This is a genomic window from Lysobacterales bacterium (assembly GCA_014946745.1).
Classification (GTDB): Bacteria; Pseudomonadota; Gammaproteobacteria; order Xanthomonadales; family Xanthomonadaceae; genus Aquimonas.
Genome location: JADCRD010000001.1, coordinates 2,797,268 through 2,816,862, shown reverse-complemented (window position 1 = coordinate 2,816,862; position 19,595 = coordinate 2,797,268). Strand labels below are relative to the sequence as shown.

16 protein-coding genes and 1 tRNA gene are annotated in these 19,595 nt (G+C 68.8%); 14 read left to right on the top strand and 3 right to left on the bottom strand.

The window, feature by feature from the left end:
• The first annotated feature begins 108 nt into the window (after nucleotides 1-108).
• The 9 genes from H4O13_11290 (at nucleotide 109) to H4O13_11250 (ending at nucleotide 11,632) form a co-directional block, all read left to right on the top strand.
• Nucleotides 109-1,020: a recombination-associated protein RdgC gene (locus H4O13_11290; protein MBE5315968.1), complete on the top strand. Its 912-nt coding sequence runs from the start codon at nucleotides 109-111 to the stop codon at nucleotides 1,018-1,020.
• 7 nt (nucleotides 1,021-1,027) lie between these two features.
• Nucleotides 1,028-1,807, top strand: a complete 780-nt coding sequence (locus H4O13_11285; GenBank protein MBE5315967.1) for a M48 family metallopeptidase — start codon at nucleotides 1,028-1,030, stop codon at nucleotides 1,805-1,807.
• A 567-nt stretch (nucleotides 1,808-2,374) separates the two neighbouring features.
• The gene (locus tag H4O13_11280) at nucleotides 2,375-2,998 is read left to right on the top strand and encodes a PepSY-associated TM helix domain-containing protein (protein ID MBE5315966.1); all 624 of its coding nucleotides are present in this window, start codon (nucleotides 2,375-2,377) and stop codon (nucleotides 2,996-2,998) included.
• A 17-nt stretch (nucleotides 2,999-3,015) separates the two neighbouring features.
• The gene (locus tag H4O13_11275) at nucleotides 3,016-3,552 is read left to right on the top strand and encodes a DUF2271 domain-containing protein (GenBank protein ID MBE5315965.1); all 537 of its coding nucleotides are present in this window, start codon (nucleotides 3,016-3,018) and stop codon (nucleotides 3,550-3,552) included.
• A gap of 72 nt (nucleotides 3,553-3,624) precedes the next feature.
• Nucleotides 3,625-4,431: a DUF4198 domain-containing protein gene (locus H4O13_11270; protein MBE5315964.1), complete on the top strand. Its 807-nt coding sequence runs from the start codon at nucleotides 3,625-3,627 to the stop codon at nucleotides 4,429-4,431.
• A 573-nt stretch (nucleotides 4,432-5,004) separates the two neighbouring features.
• Nucleotides 5,005-5,907 (top strand): FAD:protein FMN transferase, encoded by a 903-nt coding sequence (locus tag H4O13_11265; GenBank protein ID MBE5315963.1) that lies wholly within the window; start codon nucleotides 5,005-5,007, stop codon nucleotides 5,905-5,907.
• Nucleotides 5,908-5,909: 2 nt separating this feature from the next.
• Nucleotides 5,910-8,066 carry a flavodoxin domain-containing protein gene (locus H4O13_11260; protein ID MBE5315962.1) on the top strand — a complete coding sequence of 719 codons (2,157 nt, stop codon included), beginning with the start codon at nucleotides 5,910-5,912 and terminating at the stop codon, nucleotides 8,064-8,066.
• Between the two features lie 418 nt (nucleotides 8,067-8,484).
• Nucleotides 8,485-9,873, top strand: coding sequence for an MFS transporter (locus H4O13_11255; protein ID MBE5315961.1), 1,389 nt, complete (start codon nucleotides 8,485-8,487; stop codon nucleotides 9,871-9,873).
• Nucleotides 9,874-9,940: 67 nt separating this feature from the next.
• Nucleotides 9,941-11,632 (top strand): cyclomaltodextrin glucanotransferase, encoded by a 1,692-nt coding sequence (locus H4O13_11250; GenBank protein ID MBE5315960.1) that lies wholly within the window; start codon nucleotides 9,941-9,943, stop codon nucleotides 11,630-11,632.
• 178 nt (nucleotides 11,633-11,810) lie between these two features.
• Here H4O13_11250 and ppk2 read toward each other — a convergent pair whose 3' ends face one another.
• The 3 genes from ppk2 to H4O13_11235 are packed head-to-tail and all read right to left on the bottom strand — an operon-like array spanning nucleotide 11,811 to nucleotide 15,011.
• Nucleotides 11,811-12,608 carry a polyphosphate kinase 2 gene (ppk2, locus tag H4O13_11245; GenBank protein ID MBE5315959.1) on the bottom strand — a complete coding sequence of 266 codons (798 nt, stop codon included), beginning with the start codon at nucleotides 12,606-12,608 and terminating at the stop codon, nucleotides 11,811-11,813.
• A 40-nt stretch (nucleotides 12,609-12,648) separates the two neighbouring features.
• The gene (gene prfA, locus H4O13_11240) at nucleotides 12,649-13,725 is read right to left on the bottom strand and encodes a peptide chain release factor 1 (GenBank protein MBE5315958.1); all 1,077 of its coding nucleotides are present in this window, start codon (nucleotides 13,723-13,725) and stop codon (nucleotides 12,649-12,651) included.
• Nucleotides 13,722-15,011, bottom strand: a complete 1,290-nt coding sequence (locus tag H4O13_11235; protein ID MBE5315957.1) for a glutamyl-tRNA reductase — start codon at nucleotides 15,009-15,011, stop codon at nucleotides 13,722-13,724. Before H4O13_11235 ends, prfA begins: the two co-directional genes overlap by 4 nt.
• Nucleotides 15,012-15,116: 105 nt before the next feature.
• Here H4O13_11235 and H4O13_11230 point away from each other — a divergent pair, with 105 nt between their 5' ends.
• The 5 genes from H4O13_11230 to H4O13_11210 all read left to right on the top strand — a co-directional run bounded on the left by H4O13_11230 (nucleotide 15,117) and on the right by H4O13_11210 (nucleotide 19,515).
• Nucleotides 15,117-16,826 (top strand): tetratricopeptide repeat protein, encoded by a 1,710-nt coding sequence (locus H4O13_11230; protein MBE5315956.1) that lies wholly within the window; start codon nucleotides 15,117-15,119, stop codon nucleotides 16,824-16,826.
• Nucleotides 16,823-17,452 carry an outer membrane lipoprotein LolB gene (lolB, locus tag H4O13_11225; protein ID MBE5315955.1) on the top strand — a complete coding sequence of 210 codons (630 nt, stop codon included), beginning with the start codon at nucleotides 16,823-16,825 and terminating at the stop codon, nucleotides 17,450-17,452. The genes H4O13_11230 and lolB overlap by 4 nt, the downstream gene beginning before the upstream one ends.
• Nucleotides 17,445-18,305 (top strand): 4-(cytidine 5'-diphospho)-2-C-methyl-D-erythritol kinase, encoded by an 861-nt coding sequence (gene ispE / locus H4O13_11220; GenBank protein ID MBE5315954.1) that lies wholly within the window; start codon nucleotides 17,445-17,447, stop codon nucleotides 18,303-18,305. The genes lolB and ispE overlap by 8 nt, the downstream gene beginning before the upstream one ends.
• Nucleotides 18,306-18,333: 28 nt before the next feature.
• Nucleotides 18,334-18,408 (top strand) — tRNA-Gln (locus H4O13_11215).
• A 150-nt stretch (nucleotides 18,409-18,558) separates the two neighbouring features.
• Nucleotides 18,559-19,515 carry a ribose-phosphate diphosphokinase gene (locus H4O13_11210; GenBank protein MBE5315953.1) on the top strand — a complete coding sequence of 319 codons (957 nt, stop codon included), beginning with the start codon at nucleotides 18,559-18,561 and terminating at the stop codon, nucleotides 19,513-19,515.
• The last annotated feature ends 80 nt before the right edge of the window (nucleotides 19,516-19,595 follow it).

Genomic DNA, 19,595 nt, shown 5'->3' with positions numbered 1-19,595 from the left:
CACAAACGGTTCGGCTCGCTCCACGGGGAGAGGGGCAAAATCACCACCGCTCGCGCGGCGAGCAATGATCGCCCGCAGCCCCATGCGCGAGCCTAAACAGGACACCTAATGTTCTTCCGCAACCTGACCCTGTTCCGCTATCCCACCTCGATCAACGACAGCTTCGAGGACCTTGACGACAAGCTCGCCGAGCACGTGCTCAAACCCGTCGGCCCGCTGGAGCTGTCCTCGCGCGGCTTTGTCTCCCCGCTCGGCCGTGGCGAGCAGGCGCTGTCGCACCGCGTCGCCGAGGCCCTGCTGCTGACGCTCGGCAGCGAGGACAAGCTGCTGCCGGGATCCGTGGTCAATGCCGTGCTTTCGGAGAAACTCGACCACATCCGCGAGAGCGAAGGCCGCAACCCCGGCGGCCGCGAGCGCAAGCGCATCAAGGATGAAGTGCTGACCGACCTGCTGCCGCGGGCGTTTTCGCGGCCCTCGCGCTGCTCGGGCTACCTCGATCTCGGCCTGGGCTGGTGCGTGATCGACAGCAGCAGCCGCAAGAGCGCCGAGACCTTCGTCACCGCGATCCGCGAAGCGTTGGGCAGCTTTCCGGCGGTGCCGGTGAACGCTGAAACCAGCCCGCGCGCGCTGATGACCTCGTGGATCGACGGCGAGCCGCTGCCCGAGGGTTTCGTGCTCGGCGATGAGTGCGAGCTGCGCGATCCGGTCGACTCGGGCGCGATCATCAAGTGCCGCCGTCAGGAGCTCAGCGCCGAGGAAGTGCGCGAGCACCTGAAGTGCGGCAAGCAGGCCTTCCAGGTCGCCCTGGTGTTCGAGGAGCGCATCAGCTTCGTGCTCGGCGAGGACCTGGTGATCCGCAAGCTGAAGTTTCTGGAGTCGGCCACCGAATCGCTTGAGCAGGGCGAGCGCGATACCCAGCGCGACGAGATCGACGCGGTGTTCGCGCTGATGAGCGGCGAGCTTCGCGTGCTGCTCAAGCGGCTTGAGGAGATTCTCGGCCTCAGCAAGGCAGAGGCCTGAGCGAGGCATGGCCCGCCTGCTGCGCTCGGAGCGGCGTCTGCGCCTGCCCGACGGCAGCGAGGCGGGCATTGTCGAAGTGCGCGATGCGCGCGCACGTCGACTGAAGCTGATGGTCTCCGAGCGCGGTCCGCGGCTGACCGTGCCGCGCGGCGTTGGCGAGATCGAGATCCGCCAGTTTCTGGAGCAGCATCGCGGCTGGTTGGCCCAGCAGCTGCGCGCGCTGGCGTTGCCTGCGGCCGTGCCGGGGCAGGGCAGCGATGGCGCGCCTGCGTCCGACCCCGCGCGTCCGGATCATCTGCTGCTGCGCGGCGCGCAGCTGCCGATCCAGCGCGTCGAATCGCGCCGTCTCGCGGCGGTGCCGTCCGCGGCCCACGTCGAGCTGCATCTGCCGCCGCGCTATACGCCGCTGCAGCTGCAGCGGGTGATGGCGGATTTCCTGCTGGCCGAGGCGCGTCGGGATCTCGGCCAGTGGCTGCCGCAGTACCTGCCCACCTTGCCTGCTGCACCGCGCAGCATTCGGCTGCGGCCGCTGTCCAGTCTGTGGGGCTCGCTCAATGCCGCCGGTGCAGTCTCGCTCGACCTCGCCCTGGTGCAGGCGCCGCCGCGGGTGTTCGAGTACGTGCTGGTGCATGAGCTCTGCCACCTGCTGCAGCGCAATCACTCGCCCGCCTACTGGGCCGAAGTGCGCGCTCGCATGCCGGATCATCTCCAGCAGCGCGCTTGGCTCAAGCAGCACGGGCTGGGGCTGAAGGCGCGGCTGCGGCAGCTGCTGGCGATCGAAGCCTGAGCGACGCTTGCCGTGCGGGAGTGGGGATTCGACGCCGGCGGTGTGGAGTGCACGGCATCTGCAAGCGTGTCTGACGCCGGAGCGTGCCTCCGAGCTAGCGTTGGCGAAGCGCCATCGGCTGGGTTCCGAAAGCACATGGACGGCACCGCCAGAGAACACCCGGCCCGCTGCCCAAGCCCGCCTTCGCGCCGCTCGGGCTTTTGGCGTCATCGGCGGCCATAGACAGCCGATCAGCGCCCCCGAACGGCTGCGACGTGGGAGCGGCTTGAAGCCCGACGGGGCGCCGTCGCGACTGGCAGCGCCTGCTGCGAATCCCCAATCCCCAATCCCAGCTCTTCGCTATTGCGACCCGTTCGCATTTGCAATAAGCTGCCGCGGCCTTCTCAGCACCCGTCCAGCCGACGCCAGACCGGGGTTCCTCACGACCCACTGGATCTCTCGGCGTGTTCCTGCTCGTGTTGACGCGCGTTCTCCGCGCGCCGCTCCCCTCGCTTCGCTCGCCTCTCAGCGGCGAGCATGCAGCACAGCGCGCGGCCCCTGCGCGCTGCGGCGCGGTGCCCTGAGCCGATGTCGACCGCCTCCGCCTCACGCAGCGGGTGGTTGAAGCAGCTGCATCTCTGGCACTGGGTCAGCTCCGCCCTGTGCCTGGTGGCGATGCTGCTGTTCGCCGTCACCGGCATCACCTTGAACCACGCCGGCCGTATCGAAGCCCAGCCGAGGGTGGAGTTGCGCCTGGCGCAGCTGCCGGCGCCGCTGCTCGCCGAGCTGCAGGCGCTGGCCGAGGACGCCGATACCGCGCCGCTTCCCGCCCGCGCCAGCGCCTGGCTGCGCGGCGAACTCGATCTGCGCGTGGAAGCGATCGAGGCCGAATGGTCGCCGGAGGAAATCTACCTCTCGCTGCCGCGGCCCGGCGGAGATGCCTGGCTGAGCCTCGATCTCGCCTCCGGCGAGGTGAAGCACGAGCTGACCGATCGCGGCTGGATCGCCTGGCTCAACGACCTGCACAAGGGCCGCCACACCGGGCCGGTGTGGTCCTGGTTCATCGATCTGTTTGCGGTCGCCTGCGTGGTGTTCTGCCTCACCGGGCTCGTCCTGCTGCAGATGCATGCGCGTCAGCGCCCCGGCACTTGGCCGGTGGTCGGGCTGGGACTGGTGCTGCCCCTGCTGATCGCCCTGTTGTTCATCCACTGAGCTGTCTGGAATCGCCCATGATCCACTCACCGAAAGCCCTTGCCACCTGTCTCGTCGGCGTGCTGATGACGCTCGCGCCAAGCGCCGCCACCCAAGCGGCCGAGCTGGCGATCGAGGTCGAGATCCCGCGCCTCGATGTCGCTGAGTACCACCGCCCCTATGTCGCCGCCTGGGTCGAATCGCCCGATGGCCACGTCGCCGCCCAGCTCTCGGTCTGGTACGACATCGGCATGCGTGACAACGAAGGCAGCAAATGGCTGAAGGACCTGCGCCAGTGGTGGCGCCGCGGTGGCCGCGATCTCGACATGCCGGTGGACGGCCTGAGCGCGGCCACGCGCCCGGTCGGCCGGCATCCGCTGAAGTTCGATTCGACCCAGCCGCCCTTGGCGGACCTCGCGGCCGGTGACTACCGGCTGATGGTCGAAGCCGCGCGCGAAGTGGGTGGCCGCGAGCTGCTGCAGATCGACTTCCAGTGGCCGCCCACGCAGGCGGTGGAACTGAGTGCAAACGGCCAGCGCGAGCTTGGCGCACTCAGCCTGAAGCTCACACCCTGATCGACACTCGGATCGACACTCAGGCTGTGCGGGCAAGCGCACGGCCACACCGACACTCACCGGAGAACCTCCATGCGCACCGCGCTCCGCTACGCCGCACTCGCCCTGATCGCCGCCCTGCCGCTGTCCGCGCAGGCGCACAAGACCTGGCTGCTGCCCTCCGACACCGTGCTGTCCAGTGAGAAAGTCTGGATCACCGTCGACGCCGCCGTTTCCAACGATCTCTATTACTTCAACCATGTGCCGCTGCGCCTGGATGCGCTCAGCGTCACCGCGCCCGACGGCAGCGCGGTGAGCGCGCAGAACGCGCACACCGGCCAGCTGCGCAGCGTCTTCGATCTGGAGCTTTCGGCCGCCGGCACCTACCGCATCGCGCTCGCCAGCAACGGCCTGTTTGCCAGCTGGGAAGAGGGCGGCGAGCCCAAGCGCTGGCGCGGTCGCGCGCAAGACTTCGCGAGCCAGGTGCCGACGGGCGCCGACAAGCTGCAGGTCACCCACGCGCAGAACCGTATCGAAACCTTCGTCACCCTCGGCCGGCCGAGCCGCGAGAACATCGCCCCGGCAGCGCAGGGCTTGAGCCTCGAATTCGTCGGCCACCCGAACGACCTGATGGTCGGCGACACCGCCGAATTCCGGCTGCTGCTGGACGGCGCGCCTGCGGCGGACGCTGCTGTCGAAGTGGTCAACGGCGGCACCCGCTACCGCGACGCCCAGCAGGCCATGACCCTGCGCACCGACGACACTGGCGCCTTCGCGGTCACCTGGCCCAGCGCCGGCATGTACTGGCTGCAGGCCAACGTGAGTGACGCCAAGGCCGCAGTGGCCCCGGCGACGCAGCGCCGCGCCAGCTATGTGGTGACGCTGGAAGTGCTGCCCTGAGGGCGGAGAAGTGAGAAGTGAGAAGTGAGAAGTGAGAAGTGAGAGCAGGGCACGGGGCCGGCTGTTGGAGTGCACCTGGGCAGACGCCGCGCCGCTTGTAGCCGCAGCCCGATGCTGCGAGCCACGAAGCCGTGGAGCATTGAGCTTTAGGGCAACGCTGAAGAATTCAGCGTTGCCGCGCGCCATGGAGGGCGCGCCCGCGGATCGAGCACGCAAATGCTTGATCCAGCGTGACCGAGCGAAGCGAAGGCGTCGCCGCATAGCGGCCGAACGAGTCCGGACATGTGCCGGACACGCGACCACTGATCAAGGCCAGGAGAGACTTGAGCAGTGTTGCCTTAGGCGCGTGACAGTGATGGGTTCCAGATGATCGACCGGTTTCAAGCTCTGACGTACGTGGCGAACGGACAAGCGCGTCCCGAGGGCGTGCATGTGCCGCCTATCGCAGCTGCCTGGGAACGCCCCTCGCGCTGCATCTCTCTCACTCCTCACTTCTTTGTTCTGACTTTTGCACTCCTCCTCCTCACCGCCTGCTCGCCCCCGCCGCAGCCTCTGCGCATCGAAGGCCAGTCCATGGGCAGCGGCTGGTCGGTGCTGATCGGCGACTCGGCGGCTGAGGAAGCGCGCGCGCGCCCGCTGATCGAGGCGGAGCTGCAGCAAGTCGTGGCGCAGATGAGCACCTGGGAGCCGGATTCCGATCTTTCGCGCTTCAACGCCTCGACCGCCGGCACGCGACACGCGCTGCCGCCGCAGCTGCTGGAGGTGCTGACGGCGGCGCTGGCGCTGGCCGAGGACAGCGGCGGCGCCTTTGATCCCACGGTCGGCCCCTTGGTCGAGCTGTGGGGCTTCGGCCCGGGGCGGCCGCGGCAGAGCGCGCCGGCGGCGGCCGACATCGAAGCCGCGCGTGCGCGCATCGGCTGGCAGCGCGTGCGGATCGAGGGCGATCAGCTGATCCAGCCCGGCGGCGTGTCGCTGGATCTGTCGGCACTGGCCCCGGGCTATGCCGCGGATCGCATCGTCGAGGCCCTGGCTGCGGCTGGGTACAAGCACCTGCTGGTCGATGTCGGTGGCGAGCTGCGTGCCATGGGCGAGCACCCAGGCGCTCGACCTTGGCGCGTTGGTCTGGAAGGCCCGAGTGGCGAGAGGGCTGCGAGCGGTGTCGTCCTGCGCGATCAGGCTGTGGCGACTTCCGGCGATTACCGCCAATTCTTCGAGCAGGACGGCCACCGCTATTCGCACATGATCGACCCGCGGACGGGCCAGCCGATCGCGCAGGCGGGCATCGCGGTCAGCGTGGTGCATCGCTCCTCCATGCAGGCCGACGCGCTGGCCACCGCGCTTTCAGTGCTCGGTCCCGGGGAAGGTTTCGAATGGGCGCGCGCGCGCGGCATCGCCGCGCGCTTTGTGTATCGCGACGCGAATGCCTGGGTTGAGCGTCGCACTCCGGCGTTCGACGCACTTGAGGCGCTCGACTGAACATGCCGCACCGCCGCTTGTATCGACTGTGGTGGGTGGCCCTGCTTGCGCTCGCTGCGACGCCCCTGCTGTGGGCGCGCTGGCCGCTTGCACCCAGCGAGAGTCCGCGGAGCAGCGCGCGTGCACTGGCGCCGGATGCGCTGATTGAACGCTGGCGAGCCGGTGTGGCTGCTGCCGCAGCGGACGTCGCGCCTGCTGCGTCTGCGCCAGCGATCCGCAACGACGCGGGGATCGGCGACGCTGCCGCTCCGCCGATGGATGCGCGGGTCTCAATGGCCGCGGGGCTCGCGACCGATTCCGACGGGCCCAGGGCCTCGGCGCGTCTGATCGCTGTCCGCGCCGGTGATGCCGCGCGACCTGCCAGCCTGGAATTCGTTCAGGACGGTCGCCATCTGCTGCAGCCCGTGGATGCGATCAGCGGCGCGGCGCTGGCTGCGCCCGAGCCTGCGCCAAGGCGGCAGGCGCTCTCGCGCGAAGCGGCCGCCATCGCAAGTGGGCTCGCCTGGCTGCTGCTGGCCTTGCCTTGGCTGCGCAGCCGCATCCGTTTCAGGCGCGGCATCGAAGGCCAACAGGCGTCGCAGCGTGATCCGACCTGGTGGGTGGTGCACGCCAGCCAGACGGGGCAGGCGCAGCAGTGGGCCGAGCAGACCGTCGCTCGCCTCCGCCTGCTCGGCGCGCGCGCGCAGCTTTGCGCCATCGCCCAACTCGATGCAGACGGACTGCGCGCAGCGCGTCGCCTGCTGCTGGTCGTCAGCACCACCGGCGAGGGGGATGCGCCCGATACCGCCGCGGCCTTCGTGCGTCGGCTGATGCCGCAGACGCTGGCGCTGTCGCATCTGCAGTTCGCTGTGCTCGCGTTGGGCGATCGCAGCTACCGGGACTATTGCGCCTTCGGCCGTGCGCTGGATGCTTGGCTGCAGGGCTGTGCGGCGCGCCCGCTGTTCGAACGCATCGAGGTCGATGACGGTGATCCGCAGGCGCTCGATGCCTGGCTGCGGGCCGTCGAGGCTGCCGCGCAGCGCGCGCAGTGGGGGGATGCTGAAGAGCCCTGGCCTACGCCTGTGCCGCTGGCTGATTCCGCCGACGCGGGCTCAGGGCAGAGGGGGGCATCGGCGGCAGCGTCAGCGGTCACCGTGGGTGCCGCCTCACGCCTTGCGCCGCGCGCCGACGGTGGGCATGACCGCGCGTGGCAGCGCTGGCGTCTGCAGTCGCGCACGCGCCTCAACCCGCGCAGCGCCGCGCCGGCGCTGTGCGACATCGAACTGCTGCCGGTGAGCGGCGCGCCGTTGAGCTGGCAGCCCGGCGATGTGGCCGTGCTGCAGACCCAGAACTCCGCCGCGAGGGTGCAGCGCTGGATGGCGGCGCGGGGGCTGGATGGCGCCGCGTCGATTGTCGTGGACGGGCGGGAGCGACCGCTGTCCGACGTCTTGCGGGAACGCGCGCTCGACGCGTTGCCGCTGCTTCGTTCGCGCAACGCGGGTGAAACGCACAACACGCAAGCGCTCGCGGTCGAGACGGTCGAGCCCATCGCCTTGGACGCGATCGCCCGGCTGCCTCGCCTGCCGAGCCGTGAGTACTCCATCGCCAGTACTGCGGCCAGCGGCCGCCTGCGCCTGATCGTGCGCCGACAGAACCACGCTGACGGTCGCCCCGGGCTGGGCTCGGCCACCCTTCTCGACAGCGACATTGGCGCCGAGTTGAACCTCAAGCTGCGCAGCAACCCAGGCTTCCGTGCGCCGCCGCCAGCGCTGCCGCTGGTCCTGATCGGTGCCGGCAGCGGGCTGGCTGGCCTGCTCGGTCTGCTGGATGCGCGGATCGAGCAGGGCGCGCGCGACAACTGGCTGCTGTTCGGCGAGCGCGATCCGCAGCGCGACTGCGTGCTGGCCGCCGAGCTGCAGGCGCATGTGGATGCGCGATACCTGCTGCAGTTAGACCGCTGCTTCTCGCGCGATCCGGTCGCGCCGGCCTACATCCAGGACGCTTTGCGCGCGCAGGCCCTGCGCCTGCGCGACTGGCTGGATCGCGGCGCGCACCTGCGCGTCTGCGGCAGTCGGCGCGGCATGGGCGAGGGGGTACATGCCTGCCTGATCGAGCTGTTGGGCGAAGACTCAGTGGATGCGCTGCTGGCGGCGGGGCGCTACCGAAGGGAGGTGTTCTGAGAGCGGGGATTCGGGATTGGGGATTCGGGATTCGCGGCGCCAGCCGCATCGCTTGCGTCACTACAGCGCTGCGAACCGCAGCCATCGCCCCGGGCTCGATGGCCCGCTCTTGCGAATCCCCAATCCCCAATCCCCAATCCCGTTCACGCCGCTCCGCGGCGTGAATACGTATGCACCCGAAGGCACCCTCGCCCCCAGCCGCTAAGCTGTCGGCCGGTCGCGGCGGTCTGCTGTCGCGACTCTCAAGGCAGTTCCCGGGGAGGGCGGGGCACACGCAGCGCGTGCATGAATGTTGCGGTGGCCCGGACTGCGGATCGCGAAGCGCCCTGGCAGCGCTCTTCGTCGTGCGACATCCCCTGGACTGCGCGTCGCCTGGGCCTCTGTGCTCTGGCATCGACCGTCGCAGCGAGGGAGCGAGATGTCGAACCGCAACACGCCGAAGCTGAGCTTCTGGCAGATCTGGAACATGTCTTTTGGCTTCCTGGGCATCCAGTTCGGATTCGCCCTGCAGGGCGGCAGCATGTCGCGCGTCTTCCAGACGCTCGGAGCAGCGAAAGATGAGATTCCCTTTCTGTTCCTCGCCGCTCCGCTGACTGGCCTGATCGTGCAGCCGATCATCGGCTACTTCTCCGATCGCACCTGGCACCCGATTCTGGGTCGCAGACGCCCCTACTTCGTGATCGGTGCAGTGCTGGCTTCCATCGCGCTGCTGGTGATGCCGCACTCGCCCACGCTTTGGATGGCGGTTGGCCTGCTGTGGGTGCTGGATGCCTCCATGAATGTGAGCATGGAGCCCTTCCGCGCACTGGTTGCCGACAAGCTGCCCGAGGAGCAGCGCTCCTATGGCTTTGTGGTGCAGACGCTGATCATCGGCATCGGCACCTGGGTGGCCAGCAACCTGCCTTGGTTCGTGAGCTGGCTGGGCGTGTCGAATCAGGCGGGTCCCGGCGTGGTGCCGCCTTCGGTGCAGATCGCTTTCGCCATCGGCGCCTTCGTCTTCCTCGCCAGCATTCTGGTGACGGTCTTCACCACCAGCGAAGACCCGCCCGAGGACATGCAGCGCTTCCAGCAGGAGCGTCGCGAGGGCAGTTTCCTCGCCAATCTCAGCCGCGACATCCTGCAGATGCCGGGGCAGATGCTGAAGCTCGGCATCGTGCAGTTCTTCAGCTGGCTCCCCTTCTTCGCCATGTGGACCATGAGCACGCCTGCCCTCACCAGCCACGTGTTCAAGGCGCCGGCGCCCGACCCCAACGCGTTCGACATGTCTGCGCCGGCACAGGCGCAGACGTTCGCCGAGGCCAACGGCGCGTTCCAGAATGCGGCGGATCTTGTGGGTTCGTACACGGGCTACTACGGGCTGTCCTCGATGGCGGTGGCCCTGCTGCTGGCCTTCTACGCCTCGCGCTTCGTGCTCAACCGCAGGCTCGTCCACTTCGTGTCGCTGCTGCTGGGCGGCGCCGGCTTCCTGTCGATGGCCGTGGTCTCACAGCCGGTCTGGCTGATCGGCAGCTTTGCCCTGGTGGGTGTGGCCTGGGCCAGCATCCTGTCCATGCCCTATGCGCTGCTGGCTAGCGTTGTAGAGCCGAAGAAAATGGGCGTGTACATGGGCATCTTCAACATGTTCATCGTGATCCCGCAGATCGTGGCCGCCACCCTGCTGGGGCCCGTGCTGCGGACATTCTTCGGCGGTGAGCCGATCTATGCCCTGATCATCGCCGGCGGCAGCCTGATCGTCGGCGCGCTGTGTCTCGCCTTCGTCCGCGAGCCGCGCACCGCGCCTGCCGCTGCGATGGCGGCAGCGCACTGAGCCCATCGCTTCGTCAAGACGTTTCCGAGTATCCAACCGGCGCCGCGCGCCCGCACTGGAGTCGCCCATGCAGATCCGTCCGCTCGTCCTCGCCCTCTCGCTCACCCTGCTGGCTGCCTGCGGCAGCGAGGCGCCTGCGCCTGAGGCAGCAGCCCCCGCAGTGCCTGCTGTCGCCGCGGTCGATCGCTTCATCGGCACCACCGAGCCCTTTGCCTCCGAGGCCGTGTACTTCGTCGTCACCGACCGCTTCGTCAATGGCGACCCGTCCAACGACCAGCGCGAACAGGGCGGCGAGCGCGGCACCTTCGATATCCCGCTGAAATGGGAGGACGGGCGCACCGACAACGTCGGCTACCTCGGCGGCGACTTCAAGGGCCTGCTGGACCACGCCGGCTACATCCGCGAGATGGGCTTCTCCGCGCTGTGGATCACGCCCATCGTCGACAACCCCGATGAAGCCTTCACCGGCGGCGAGCCGATCACCCAGACCAGCTTTCTGACCGATCGCGGCAAGTCGGGCTACCACGGCTACTGGGCCAAGAACTTCTACACCGTGGACGAGCATCTGCCGAGCGAGGGCCTGGACTTCCGCGCCTTCACCGCGGCGATGAAGAGTTCGGGCCTGAAGATCGTGCTCGACATCGTCGCCAATCACGGCTCGCCGGGCTGGTCGATGCCGGTGGACCAGCCGGAGTTCGGTCGACTCTACGACGCCAGCGGAACCCTGATCGCCGACCACGGCAACCTGCCGCCGGATCAGCTCGATCCGGCCAACAACCCGCTGCACGCCTTCTACAACGTCAAGCCGGATCTGGCCCAGCTGTCCGACTTCAACGAGGCCAACCCGGCGGTGATGGACCATCTCGTCGGCGCCTACCTGCAGTGGATCGAGCAGGGCGCCTATGCCTTCCGCATCGACACCGTGCGCCATGTGAAGCCGGAGTTCTGGCGCGTGTTCGCCGAGCGCATCCGCGCCAAGCATCCGGGCTTCTTCATGTTCGGCGAGGTGTTCGACTACGAGGCGGCGAAGACGGCGATGTACACGCACCCCGAGAACGGCGGCATGAGCGTGCTCGATTTCGCGCTGAAGAAGGCGCTGCTCGAAGTCTTCGAGAACGAGGGCTCGGACTTCGCCGCGCTGACGCCGGCGCTGTACCTGAAAGACGGCCCGTACGCGAACCCCTACGAGCTGATGACCTTCTACGACAACCACGACATGGCGCGGATGAACGCCAGCGACACCGGCTTCATCAATGCCCACCACTGGCTGTTCACCGCGCGCGGCATCCCGGTCATCTACTACGGCTCGGAGATCGGCTTCGAGCGCGGCGCGGTCGAGCACAACGGCAACCGCAACTACTTCGGCGTCGAAGGCATCGAGGCTGCTCGCAGTCACCCGATCCGCCAGGGCCTCATCCGCGTCGCCCAGTTGCGCCAGCGCCTGCCGGCGCTGCAGCGCGGCCTGCAGTTCAACTTGAAGCTTGAAGGCGACGAGGCTGCGTTCTATCGCGTGCTGCAGACCGAAGATACGAACCAGACCGCGCTGGTGCTGCTGAACAAGTCGGCCGAGCCGCGCGCCATCGCACTGGGCCAGCATCTGCAGCCCGGCGACTGGAAGGATGCCGAAAGCGGCGAAGTCATCAAGCTCGGCAGCGAGGCGCGCATCGAGGTGCCGGCCAACGGTCTGCGCGTGCTGCTGTGGGAGGCGCCGCTGAGCGATGCGGCGCTGCTTGCGGCGCTGCGCGCGCAGGCGGGCTGAGCTCGTCGCTCGCCAAGCGGCACGTCAGTCCTGAGCGGAGCAGGGTGTAGGTTGGGCCAAGCGAAGCGCGGCCCGAAGTGGCAGTCGCGCCAAATGCGATCCCCGATGTTGGGACGCGCCTGCGGCTTGTCTCAACCTACGTGCCCCGACCAATCTGCCTTGAAGGGTCTGTCCGGGCTCAATGCCCGTTGCCGTTCGCGCCCTTGAAGCGATCGGCGATCGGCTGCACCGCGCCTTCGAATCGCTCCTTCAGCAGCGGCTCCGGCAGAGGCTCGAACTGGATGTCCGGCTCCGCCGCGCTGTGGCTGGGCAGGTGGTCGATGAAGTGGCGGATCAGGTTCAGGCGGCCGCGGCGCTGGTCGTTGAAATCGATCAGCCACCACGGCGCATGCGCTGTATGTGTCGCGCGGAACATGGCCTCGCGCGCGTTGCCGTACTCGGCGTACTTCGCGCGCGCGGCGAGGTCCACCGGGCTCAGCTTCCAACGCTTCAGCGGGTCGGCGGCGCGTTCGGCAAAGCGCTCCTCCTGCTGCTCCTGGTCGACCGCCAGCCAGTACTTGAACAAGAGCAGGCCATCGTCGACCAGCATCTTCTCGAAGGCCGGCGCCTGCACGAGGAAGCGCTCGTACTCGACTTCCGAGCAGTAGCCCATGACTTTCTCGACGCCGGCTCGGTTGTACCAGCTGCGGTCGAACAGCACGATTTCGCCGGCCGCGGGCAGCTCGGACACGTAGCGCTGGAAGTACCACTGCGTGCGCTCGCGGTCGCTGGGCTTGGGCAGGGCCACCACCCGGCAGGCGCGCGGATTCAGGGTGTTGGCGATGGCGTTGATGACGCCGCCTTTGCCGGCGGCGTCGCGGCCCTCCAGAAGCACGACCACCCGCGTGCCGGTGTTCTGCAGCCAGCGCTGCACCTGCACCAGCTCGCGCTGCATGGGCTTCAGCAGCTCTTCGTAGTCCTTTTTCTTGATCTTCATTGGCGTCTCCGGGGGACGCGCGATGGTAGCCCGGCGCGCGCTACTGGCCGAGCAGCTTGAGCTCGTCGACCTGGGCCTCGCGGGTCAGCGTCTGGATCAGCTCGCCCAAGTCGCCGGCCACGATCTCGGGCAGGCGGTACAGGGTCAGGTTGACGCGGTGGTCGGTGACCCGGCCCTGCGGAAAGTTGTATGTGCGGATGCGCTGGCTGCGGTCGCCCGAGCCCACCTGCAGGCGCCGCGACTCGGCCTGGGCCTGGGTCTGCTGGCTGCGCTGCTCGTCGAGCAGGCGCGCCTTGAGCAGGCTGAGCGCGCGGGCCCGGTTCTTGTGCTGGCTGCGTTCGTCCTGACACTCGACCACGATGCCGGTCGGCAGATGCGTCATGCGGATCGCCGAGTCGGTCTTGTTGACGTGCTGGCCGCCGGCGCCCGAGGCGCGAAAGGTGTCGACCTTCAGGTCGGCGTCGCGGATCTCGATGTCTTCGATCTCGTCCAGCTCGGGCAGGATGGCGACCGTCGCCGCCGAGGTGTGGATGCGGCCCTGGCTTTCGGTGGCGGGCACGCGCTGCACGCGGTGGGTGCCGCTCTCGAACTTCAGCGCCGAGAACGCCCCCTGGCCCTCGATTCGCGCGATCACTTCCTTGAAGCCGCCGTGTTCGCCCTCGCTGGCCGAGAGCAGCTCGACATTCCAGCGCCGCGCCTCGGCGTAGCGCGTGTACATGCGGAAGAGGTCGCCAGCGAAGATCGCCGCCTCGTCGCCGCCGGTGCCGGCGCGGATCTCGAGGAAGATATTGGCCTCGTCGCGTGGATCGCGCGGCAGCAGGAGCAGGCCCAGCTCGGTGTCGAGCTCGATCAGGCGCGTTTGCAGGCGCTCGATCTCCTCCTGCGCCATGTCGCGCATGTCAGGGTCGGCGAGCAGGGCGCGCGCGGCCTCCAGCTCGGCGCTGGCGCCGTCGTACTCGCGCAGGGCGCGGGTCAGCGGCTCCAGCTGGGCGTACTCGCGCGAGAGTTCGCGGAAGCGCTTGTTGTCGGCGGCGACTTCAGGGGCCGCCAACAGCAGACCGACCTCTTCGTGGCGCTCGGCGAGTGCGTCGAGTTTTCTGCGGATGCTTGGGCTCATTGCGGTTCGCGTGAGGATTCATCGCCAGCGCTGTCGCCGGCTTCGGCGCCCTGAAACAGCTGTTCGGCGGCGCGGAACAGCTCCAGCTCGCCGCGCTGTGCGGCTTGGCGCAGCCGCGCCGAGGGCGCGTGCAGCAGCTTGTTGGTGAGCGTGTGGGCAAGGTAGCGCAGGGCTTCATCGGCCGGCTTGCCCTGGGCCAGCATCTGCTGCGCCCGGATCAGCACGGCGTCGCGCTCGCGCTCGGCTTGGCTGCGGATGTCGCGGATCAGGCCCTGACGGTCGGCGGCGCGCCACCAGCCCAGGAAATGCTCGACCTGCAGGTCGATGATGGCTTCGGCCTCACGCGCGGCGGCCTGCCGTGACCGACGGTTCTCCTCGATCACCTGGTCGAGGTCGTCGACGGTGTACAGAAAGACGTCTTCTAGGGTGGCCACGTCTTCGGCGATGTCGCGAGGCACGGCGAGATCGAGCAGGAACATCGGCCGATGCCTGCGCTGGCGCAGCGCCTGGGCCAGGTCGGCGCGGTGCAGGATCGGTTCGCGCGCGGCGGTGGCTGAGATCACGATGTCGGCTTCGTGCAAGTGCCGCCCCAGCTCGCTGAGCGGCAGGGCATAGCCACCGATGCGCGCGGCCAGGGCCTGCGCGTTCTCCAGCGTGCGATTGGCGACCAGCAGGCGCTTGGCCTGCTGCTCCAGCAGGTGGCGGGCGGTCAGCTCGATGGTCTCGCCCGCGCCGATCAGCAGCACGCTGGCCTCTTTCAGATCGCTGAACACCTGCTGCGCTAGGCGCACGCCTGCGAAAGCGACGGAGACCGGATGGGCGCCGATATCGGTGTCGGTACGCACGCGCTTGGCGACCGCGAAGCCGTGCTGGAACAGGCGGTCGAGCCCCGAGCGCAGACCGCCGGCGTCGCGCGCCTGCTGCCAGGCGTCCTTGACCTGGCCGAGGATCTGCGGTTCGCCCAGCACCAGCGAGTCGAGCCCGGTGGCTACCCGGAACAGATGGCGTACGGCCTCGCCGTCCTGATGCTGGTAAAGGCAGCTGCGCAGGCTGTCGAGCTCCAGGCCGTGGCTCTCCGCCAGCCAGCGCGCGGGTTCGCCCTCGAAACCCTCGCCGACGCTGCAGTAGATCTCGGTGCGGTTGCAGGTCGAGACGACCGCGGCTTCCTCCACACCCGGCCGCGCCAGCAGCGCGGCCAGCGCGGCGGGCAGGCGCTCAGGGCCGAACGCCACCTTCTCGCGCAGGGCGACAGGTGCCGTCTGGTGGCTCAGGCCCAGCGCCAGCAGGCGTCGCTGCGGACGGTCGGAAGGGGGGTTCGGGTACACTGCGGGCGATATTCCGGCCCGGTTCGCCGCAGCCTGCGGCGGGCGCCGGACACTGCAAGAAGGTCGATGAACGCGCGCGCATTCTACCTGCTGCTGCTCCTTGCGTTGGCTGGCCCTTCGCCGGCCGCTGACGCCGACGAAGCGCGGCCGCCCGCGCCGGTGCTGGGCGATGCCCTGCTGCCCCTGCTTGAAGGCGAGTTCGCCCTGCAGCAGGGCGATTCCGCTGCGGCCGCGATGGCCTATGTGGAAGCCGCCAAGCAGTCCTCAGACCCCAGCGTGGCCGAGCGCGCCGCCCGCGTGGCGCTACTGGCCGACGAGCGCCTGCTCCTGCTGGATGCCCTCAAGCGCTGGCGTGAACTGGACCCCGAGTCGCTGGGCGGACGCCAGTTCGAGCAGGTCGCCCTGATTCGCGAACAGCGCTTCGACGAGGCCGCGGAAGGTCTGGTCGCACTGATGGAGGAAGGTGAGGAGGGCCAGCGGCTCGCCATCCAGGCCCTGGCCGGCAGCGGCACACCGGCGCTCGACGTGCTCGCGCGGGTGCTGGACGCGCCTGGCCTGCCAGCCGAGTTCGGGCTGTGGGTGGCGCTGGGCGGTCTGGCCCAGCAGTGGGGCGACGCCGACCTCGCAGCGCGCGTGGTGGAGCGTGCTGGCGAGGTGTTTCCCAAGGACCGACGGGTCGGCCTGTGGCGCGCGGAAGTGCTGCTGCGACAGCAGCGCACGGAAGCCGCAGGGGCCGCGCTGGACGCCGTGCTCGCACTGGGCTTGACCGATATTCCCGAGCGATTGCGTGCGGCCTCGTTGCTCGACGGGCTGGGCCAGCCCGAGCGCGCCGCCGAGCTGCTGGCCGAAGGCGAGCAAAGCGATGCAACCTTCGCCGGCCGTGCCGCCTATCTCGCGCGACTGGGCGAGTCCGACGCCTTGCAGGCTCTGTATGGCTTGATCAAGGCCGATGCGGTGGCTGCGATCGGCCCCGAGTCGAGCGCTGAGACCACGGTGTTCGACGCCGACATCAGCGACGATCGCCGCTTTCTGCTCGGCCAGATCGCCGAGGTGCTGGAGCTTGGCGAGGAGGCGCTGCGCTGGTACTCGGCGGTCAGCGACCCGGCCCGGCGCCTGCCCGCGCAGCTGCGCATCGCCGTGCTGCAGGAGCAGGCCGGACGCGCAGCTGAGGCCATCGAAACCCTGAAAACGGTGCAGAGCAGCGACAGCGAGGACGGCGAGACCCTGCGCAATGCCTTCCTGCTTGAAGCTGAACTTCTGAACCGTCGCGGCGAGCTTGTGCCCTCGATCGACGCCTTGAATCGCGGCCTGCAGATCTTCGAGGGCGATCGCGCGCTCCTCTATGCGCGCGCCCTGACCTACGAACGGCTGGATCGCGTGCCCGAGGCCATCATCGACCTGCAGGTGCTGGTGACCGAGGACCCCGAGGACGCGGACGCCCTGAACGCCTTGGGTTACACCATGGCGGACCGCACCACTGACTACCAGGAAGCGCTCGGCTACATCGAGCGCGCGCTGGCGCTGTCCCCTGAGCAGCCGGCCATTCTCGACAGCATGGGCTGGGTGCTGTTCAAGCTCGGCCGTCACAAGGAAGCCCTGGACTACCTGCAGCGCGCCTTCGCCGGCCAGGAGGACGCCGAGATTGCCGCACATCTCGCCGAGGTGCTCGCGGCGCTGGGGCGCGAAGACGAAGCCCGCGAGATCTGGCAAAAGGGCGCCGGGCTGGACCCGGAAAACCGCGCCATCCAGCGTTTGCGCGAGCAGTTCGGCCCATGAGGCGGCCGAGCTATCTGCGGGCCGCGTCGCGGCCCTGGCTGTGGCTTTCTCTGTTCGCTGCGCTGCTTGCCGGCTGCGCGCGCGCGCCGCTGCGAGGGCCGGACGCCGAGCTGCTGGCGGCCCAGTCGGGACGCGAGTCGGCGCTGGCCCAGATCGAACACTGGCGACTCACGGGTCGCCTTGCGGTTTCCGGCCAAGGCGAGGGCGGCAGCGGGCGCATCGATTGGGAGCAGCGCGGCGAGGCCTACACCATCGAGCTGAGTGCGCCGGTCAGCCGGCAGAGCTGGCGCTTGAGCGGCGACGCCTCGGGCGCCCGGCTCGAAGGACATGGCCAAGGCGCGATCGAGGACCGCGATCCCGAGGCCCTGCTGCATCGCGCGGCGGGCTGGTCGATGCCTTTGGAGCAGCTGCGCGCCTGGGTGCGCGGCGCCCGCACGCGCGGTGAAGCCGATATCGCCTTCGGCGAGCAGGGCCTGCCCGCGCTGCTGCAGCAGGCCGGCTGGCGCATCGAGTACCGCAACTGGGGCGAGGTCGACGGCCTGCCTTTGCCGGTGCGGGTGTTCGCCGAGTCCGGTGAGCGCCGCGTGCGTCTGGTAGTCGACCGCTGGGAGCTCGGCGATGACTGAGACGCTGGTCCTGCCGGCGCCCGCCAAGCTGAACCTGTTCCTGCAGATCGTCGGTCGCCGCGCCGATGGTTACCACGTGCTGCAGACGGTGTTCCAGCTGATCGACCTCTGCGATGAGCTGCGTCTCGAAGCCCGCCGTGACGGCCGCATCGAGCGCGCGTCCGGTGCGCCGGGTGTGTCCGCGGAGAACGACCTGTGCGTGCGCGCCGCCCGCCTGCTGCAGCCGATGGCGAAGCCCGGCGCTGGCGTCACGATCACCTTGGACAAGCGCATCCCGATGGGCGGTGGGCTGGGCGGCGGCAGCTCGGACGCGGCCGCGGTGCTGTTGGGCCTGAATCGCCTGTGGGGGCTGGCGCTCGGTCCCGAACGGCTGGCGGCCCTTGGCCTGCAGCTGGGGGCGGACGTGCCGGTCTTTGTGCGCGGCCGTTCCGCCTGGGCAGAAGGTGTCGGCGAGCGACTGCAGCCGCTGGCGCTTGGCGAAGCGACGTATCTCGTTCTGGATTCCGGGGTTTCGGTACCCACCGCGGACTTGTTCCAAGCACCTGAATTGACACGGGATGCGCCCCCCGCGACAATTGCGGGCTTCGCTTCCGGTGCAAGCGCGGGCAATGCCTTCGAGCCGGTGCTGGTGACGCGCTCGCCCACGGTGGGCGAAGCGCTGCAGGGGCTCAGGGCGGCGGCCGGCGCGGCCGCTACCCAGGTCGCATTGAGTGGTACCGGCGGCTGTTGTTTCGCGCGCTTCGCATCGCGCGCCCAGGCCGAGGCGGCGCAGCAGCGGCTCCCGCCGCGCTGGCGCAGCTGGGTCTGTCGGGGGCTCGATGTTTCGCCCCTGCTGCAAGCGTTGGAGACATAGGGCCGTAGAGGCCGAGAGTTGCAAGTGTTGGGGCGTCGCCAAGTGGTAAGGCACCGGATTTTGATTCCGGCATTCGCAGGTTCGAATCCTGCCGCCCCAGCCAGATTCGCGGTGGCATCCGCCGAGTGTCGCTTCACGCGGCAGCGGCGCTAGGCGATGCGTCGGACACGGAGTCCGCGCCCGCGCAGTTTCAGGGCGCGCCGCGGTGGCGGGCCCGTCCATTCGGCTGCTGCAAGCGGCCCACAGGTGCGATGTGAATACTGACGGCATCCTCGTTTTCACCGGCAACGCCAATCGCCCGCTGGCCAACGCGGTCTGCCGCGAGTTGGGCGTGCGACCCGGCAAGGCCTTGGTCGGCCGCTTCTCTGACGGCGAAGTGCAGGTCGAGATCGAAGAGAACGTGCGCCGTCAGGAAGTGTTCGTGGTGCAGCCAACCTGCGCCCCCACCGCCGAAAACTTCATGGAGCTGCTGGTGCTGGTGGACGCGCTGAAGCGCGCCTCGGCGGCCAGCGTCACCGCGGTGGTGCCGTACTTCGGCTATGCACGCCAGGATCGCCGCCCGCGCTCGGCGCGCGTGCCGATCACCGCCAAGGTGGCTGCGCGCATGTTCAGCGCAGTGGGCACCGACCGCGTGCTGACGGTTGACCTGCATGCCGATCAGATCCAGGGATTCTTCGACATCCCGGTCGACAACGTTTACGCCTCGCCTTTGCTGCTGGCCGATGTCTGGCGTACCCAGGGCACCAAGGATCTGATCGTGGTGAGCCCGGATGTCGGCGGTGTGGTGCGTGCGCGTGCGATCGCCAAGCGCCTCGATGATGCCGATCTCGCGATCATCGACAAGCGCCGGCCCCGCGCCAACGTCGCAACGGTGATGAACATCATTGGCGACGTGTCCGGAAAAACCTGTGTACTGGTAGACGATATTGTCGATACCGCCGGCACCCTGTGCGCCGCGGCCGCAGCCCTGAAGGATCACGGCGCGCGCAAGGTCGTCGCCTACTGCACCCATCCGGTACTGTCGGGTGCCGCGATCAGCAACATCAACGGCAGCCAGCTCGACGAGCTGGTGGTCACCGACACCATCCCGCTCTCGGATGAGGCTCGCGCCTGCGGCCGCATCCGCCAGCTCAGCGTGGCCGAGCTCTTGGCGGAAACCATCCGCCGCATCGCGTTCGGAGAATCCGTCAGCTCGCTCTACGTCGACTGACGCCATCCGCCCACCCTGGTCGCGGGGTGGGCTCCAGGCCGCTGCAAAGCGGCTTATCTCAAGCAAGAAAGGCAACACAC

What these genes read in the sequence shown, in the direction of transcription:
- H4O13_11255 (MBE5315961.1), top strand. Translation starts at nt 8,485, where the DNA reads ATGTCGAACCGCAACACGCCGAAGCTGAGCTTCTGGCAGATCTGGAAC.
- ppk2 (MBE5315959.1), bottom strand. Translation starts at nt 12,608, where the DNA reads ATGAAGATCAAGAAAAAGGACTACGAAGAGCTGCTGAAGCCCATGCAG.
- H4O13_11270 (MBE5315964.1), top strand. Translation starts at nt 3,625, where the DNA reads ATGCGCACCGCGCTCCGCTACGCCGCACTCGCCCTGATCGCCGCCCTG.
- H4O13_11280 (MBE5315966.1), top strand. Translation starts at nt 2,375, where the DNA reads ATGTCGACCGCCTCCGCCTCACGCAGCGGGTGGTTGAAGCAGCTGCAT.
- H4O13_11290 (MBE5315968.1), top strand. Translation starts at nt 109, where the DNA reads ATGTTCTTCCGCAACCTGACCCTGTTCCGCTATCCCACCTCGATCAAC.
- H4O13_11265 (MBE5315963.1), top strand. Translation starts at nt 5,005, where the DNA reads ATGGGCAGCGGCTGGTCGGTGCTGATCGGCGACTCGGCGGCTGAGGAA.
- H4O13_11250 (MBE5315960.1), top strand. Translation starts at nt 9,941, where the DNA reads ATGCAGATCCGTCCGCTCGTCCTCGCCCTCTCGCTCACCCTGCTGGCT.
- H4O13_11275 (MBE5315965.1), top strand. Translation starts at nt 3,016, where the DNA reads ATGATCCACTCACCGAAAGCCCTTGCCACCTGTCTCGTCGGCGTGCTG.
- H4O13_11285 (MBE5315967.1), top strand. Translation starts at nt 1,028, where the DNA reads ATGGCCCGCCTGCTGCGCTCGGAGCGGCGTCTGCGCCTGCCCGACGGC.
- H4O13_11260 (MBE5315962.1), top strand. Translation starts at nt 5,910, where the DNA reads ATGCCGCACCGCCGCTTGTATCGACTGTGGTGGGTGGCCCTGCTTGCG.
- ispE (MBE5315954.1), top strand. Translation starts at nt 17,445, where the DNA reads ATGACTGAGACGCTGGTCCTGCCGGCGCCCGCCAAGCTGAACCTGTTC.
- lolB (MBE5315955.1), top strand. Translation starts at nt 16,823, where the DNA reads ATGAGGCGGCCGAGCTATCTGCGGGCCGCGTCGCGGCCCTGGCTGTGG.
- prfA (MBE5315958.1), bottom strand. Translation starts at nt 13,725, where the DNA reads ATGAGCCCAAGCATCCGCAGAAAACTCGACGCACTCGCCGAGCGCCAC.
- H4O13_11230 (MBE5315956.1), top strand. Translation starts at nt 15,117, where the DNA reads ATGAACGCGCGCGCATTCTACCTGCTGCTGCTCCTTGCGTTGGCTGGC.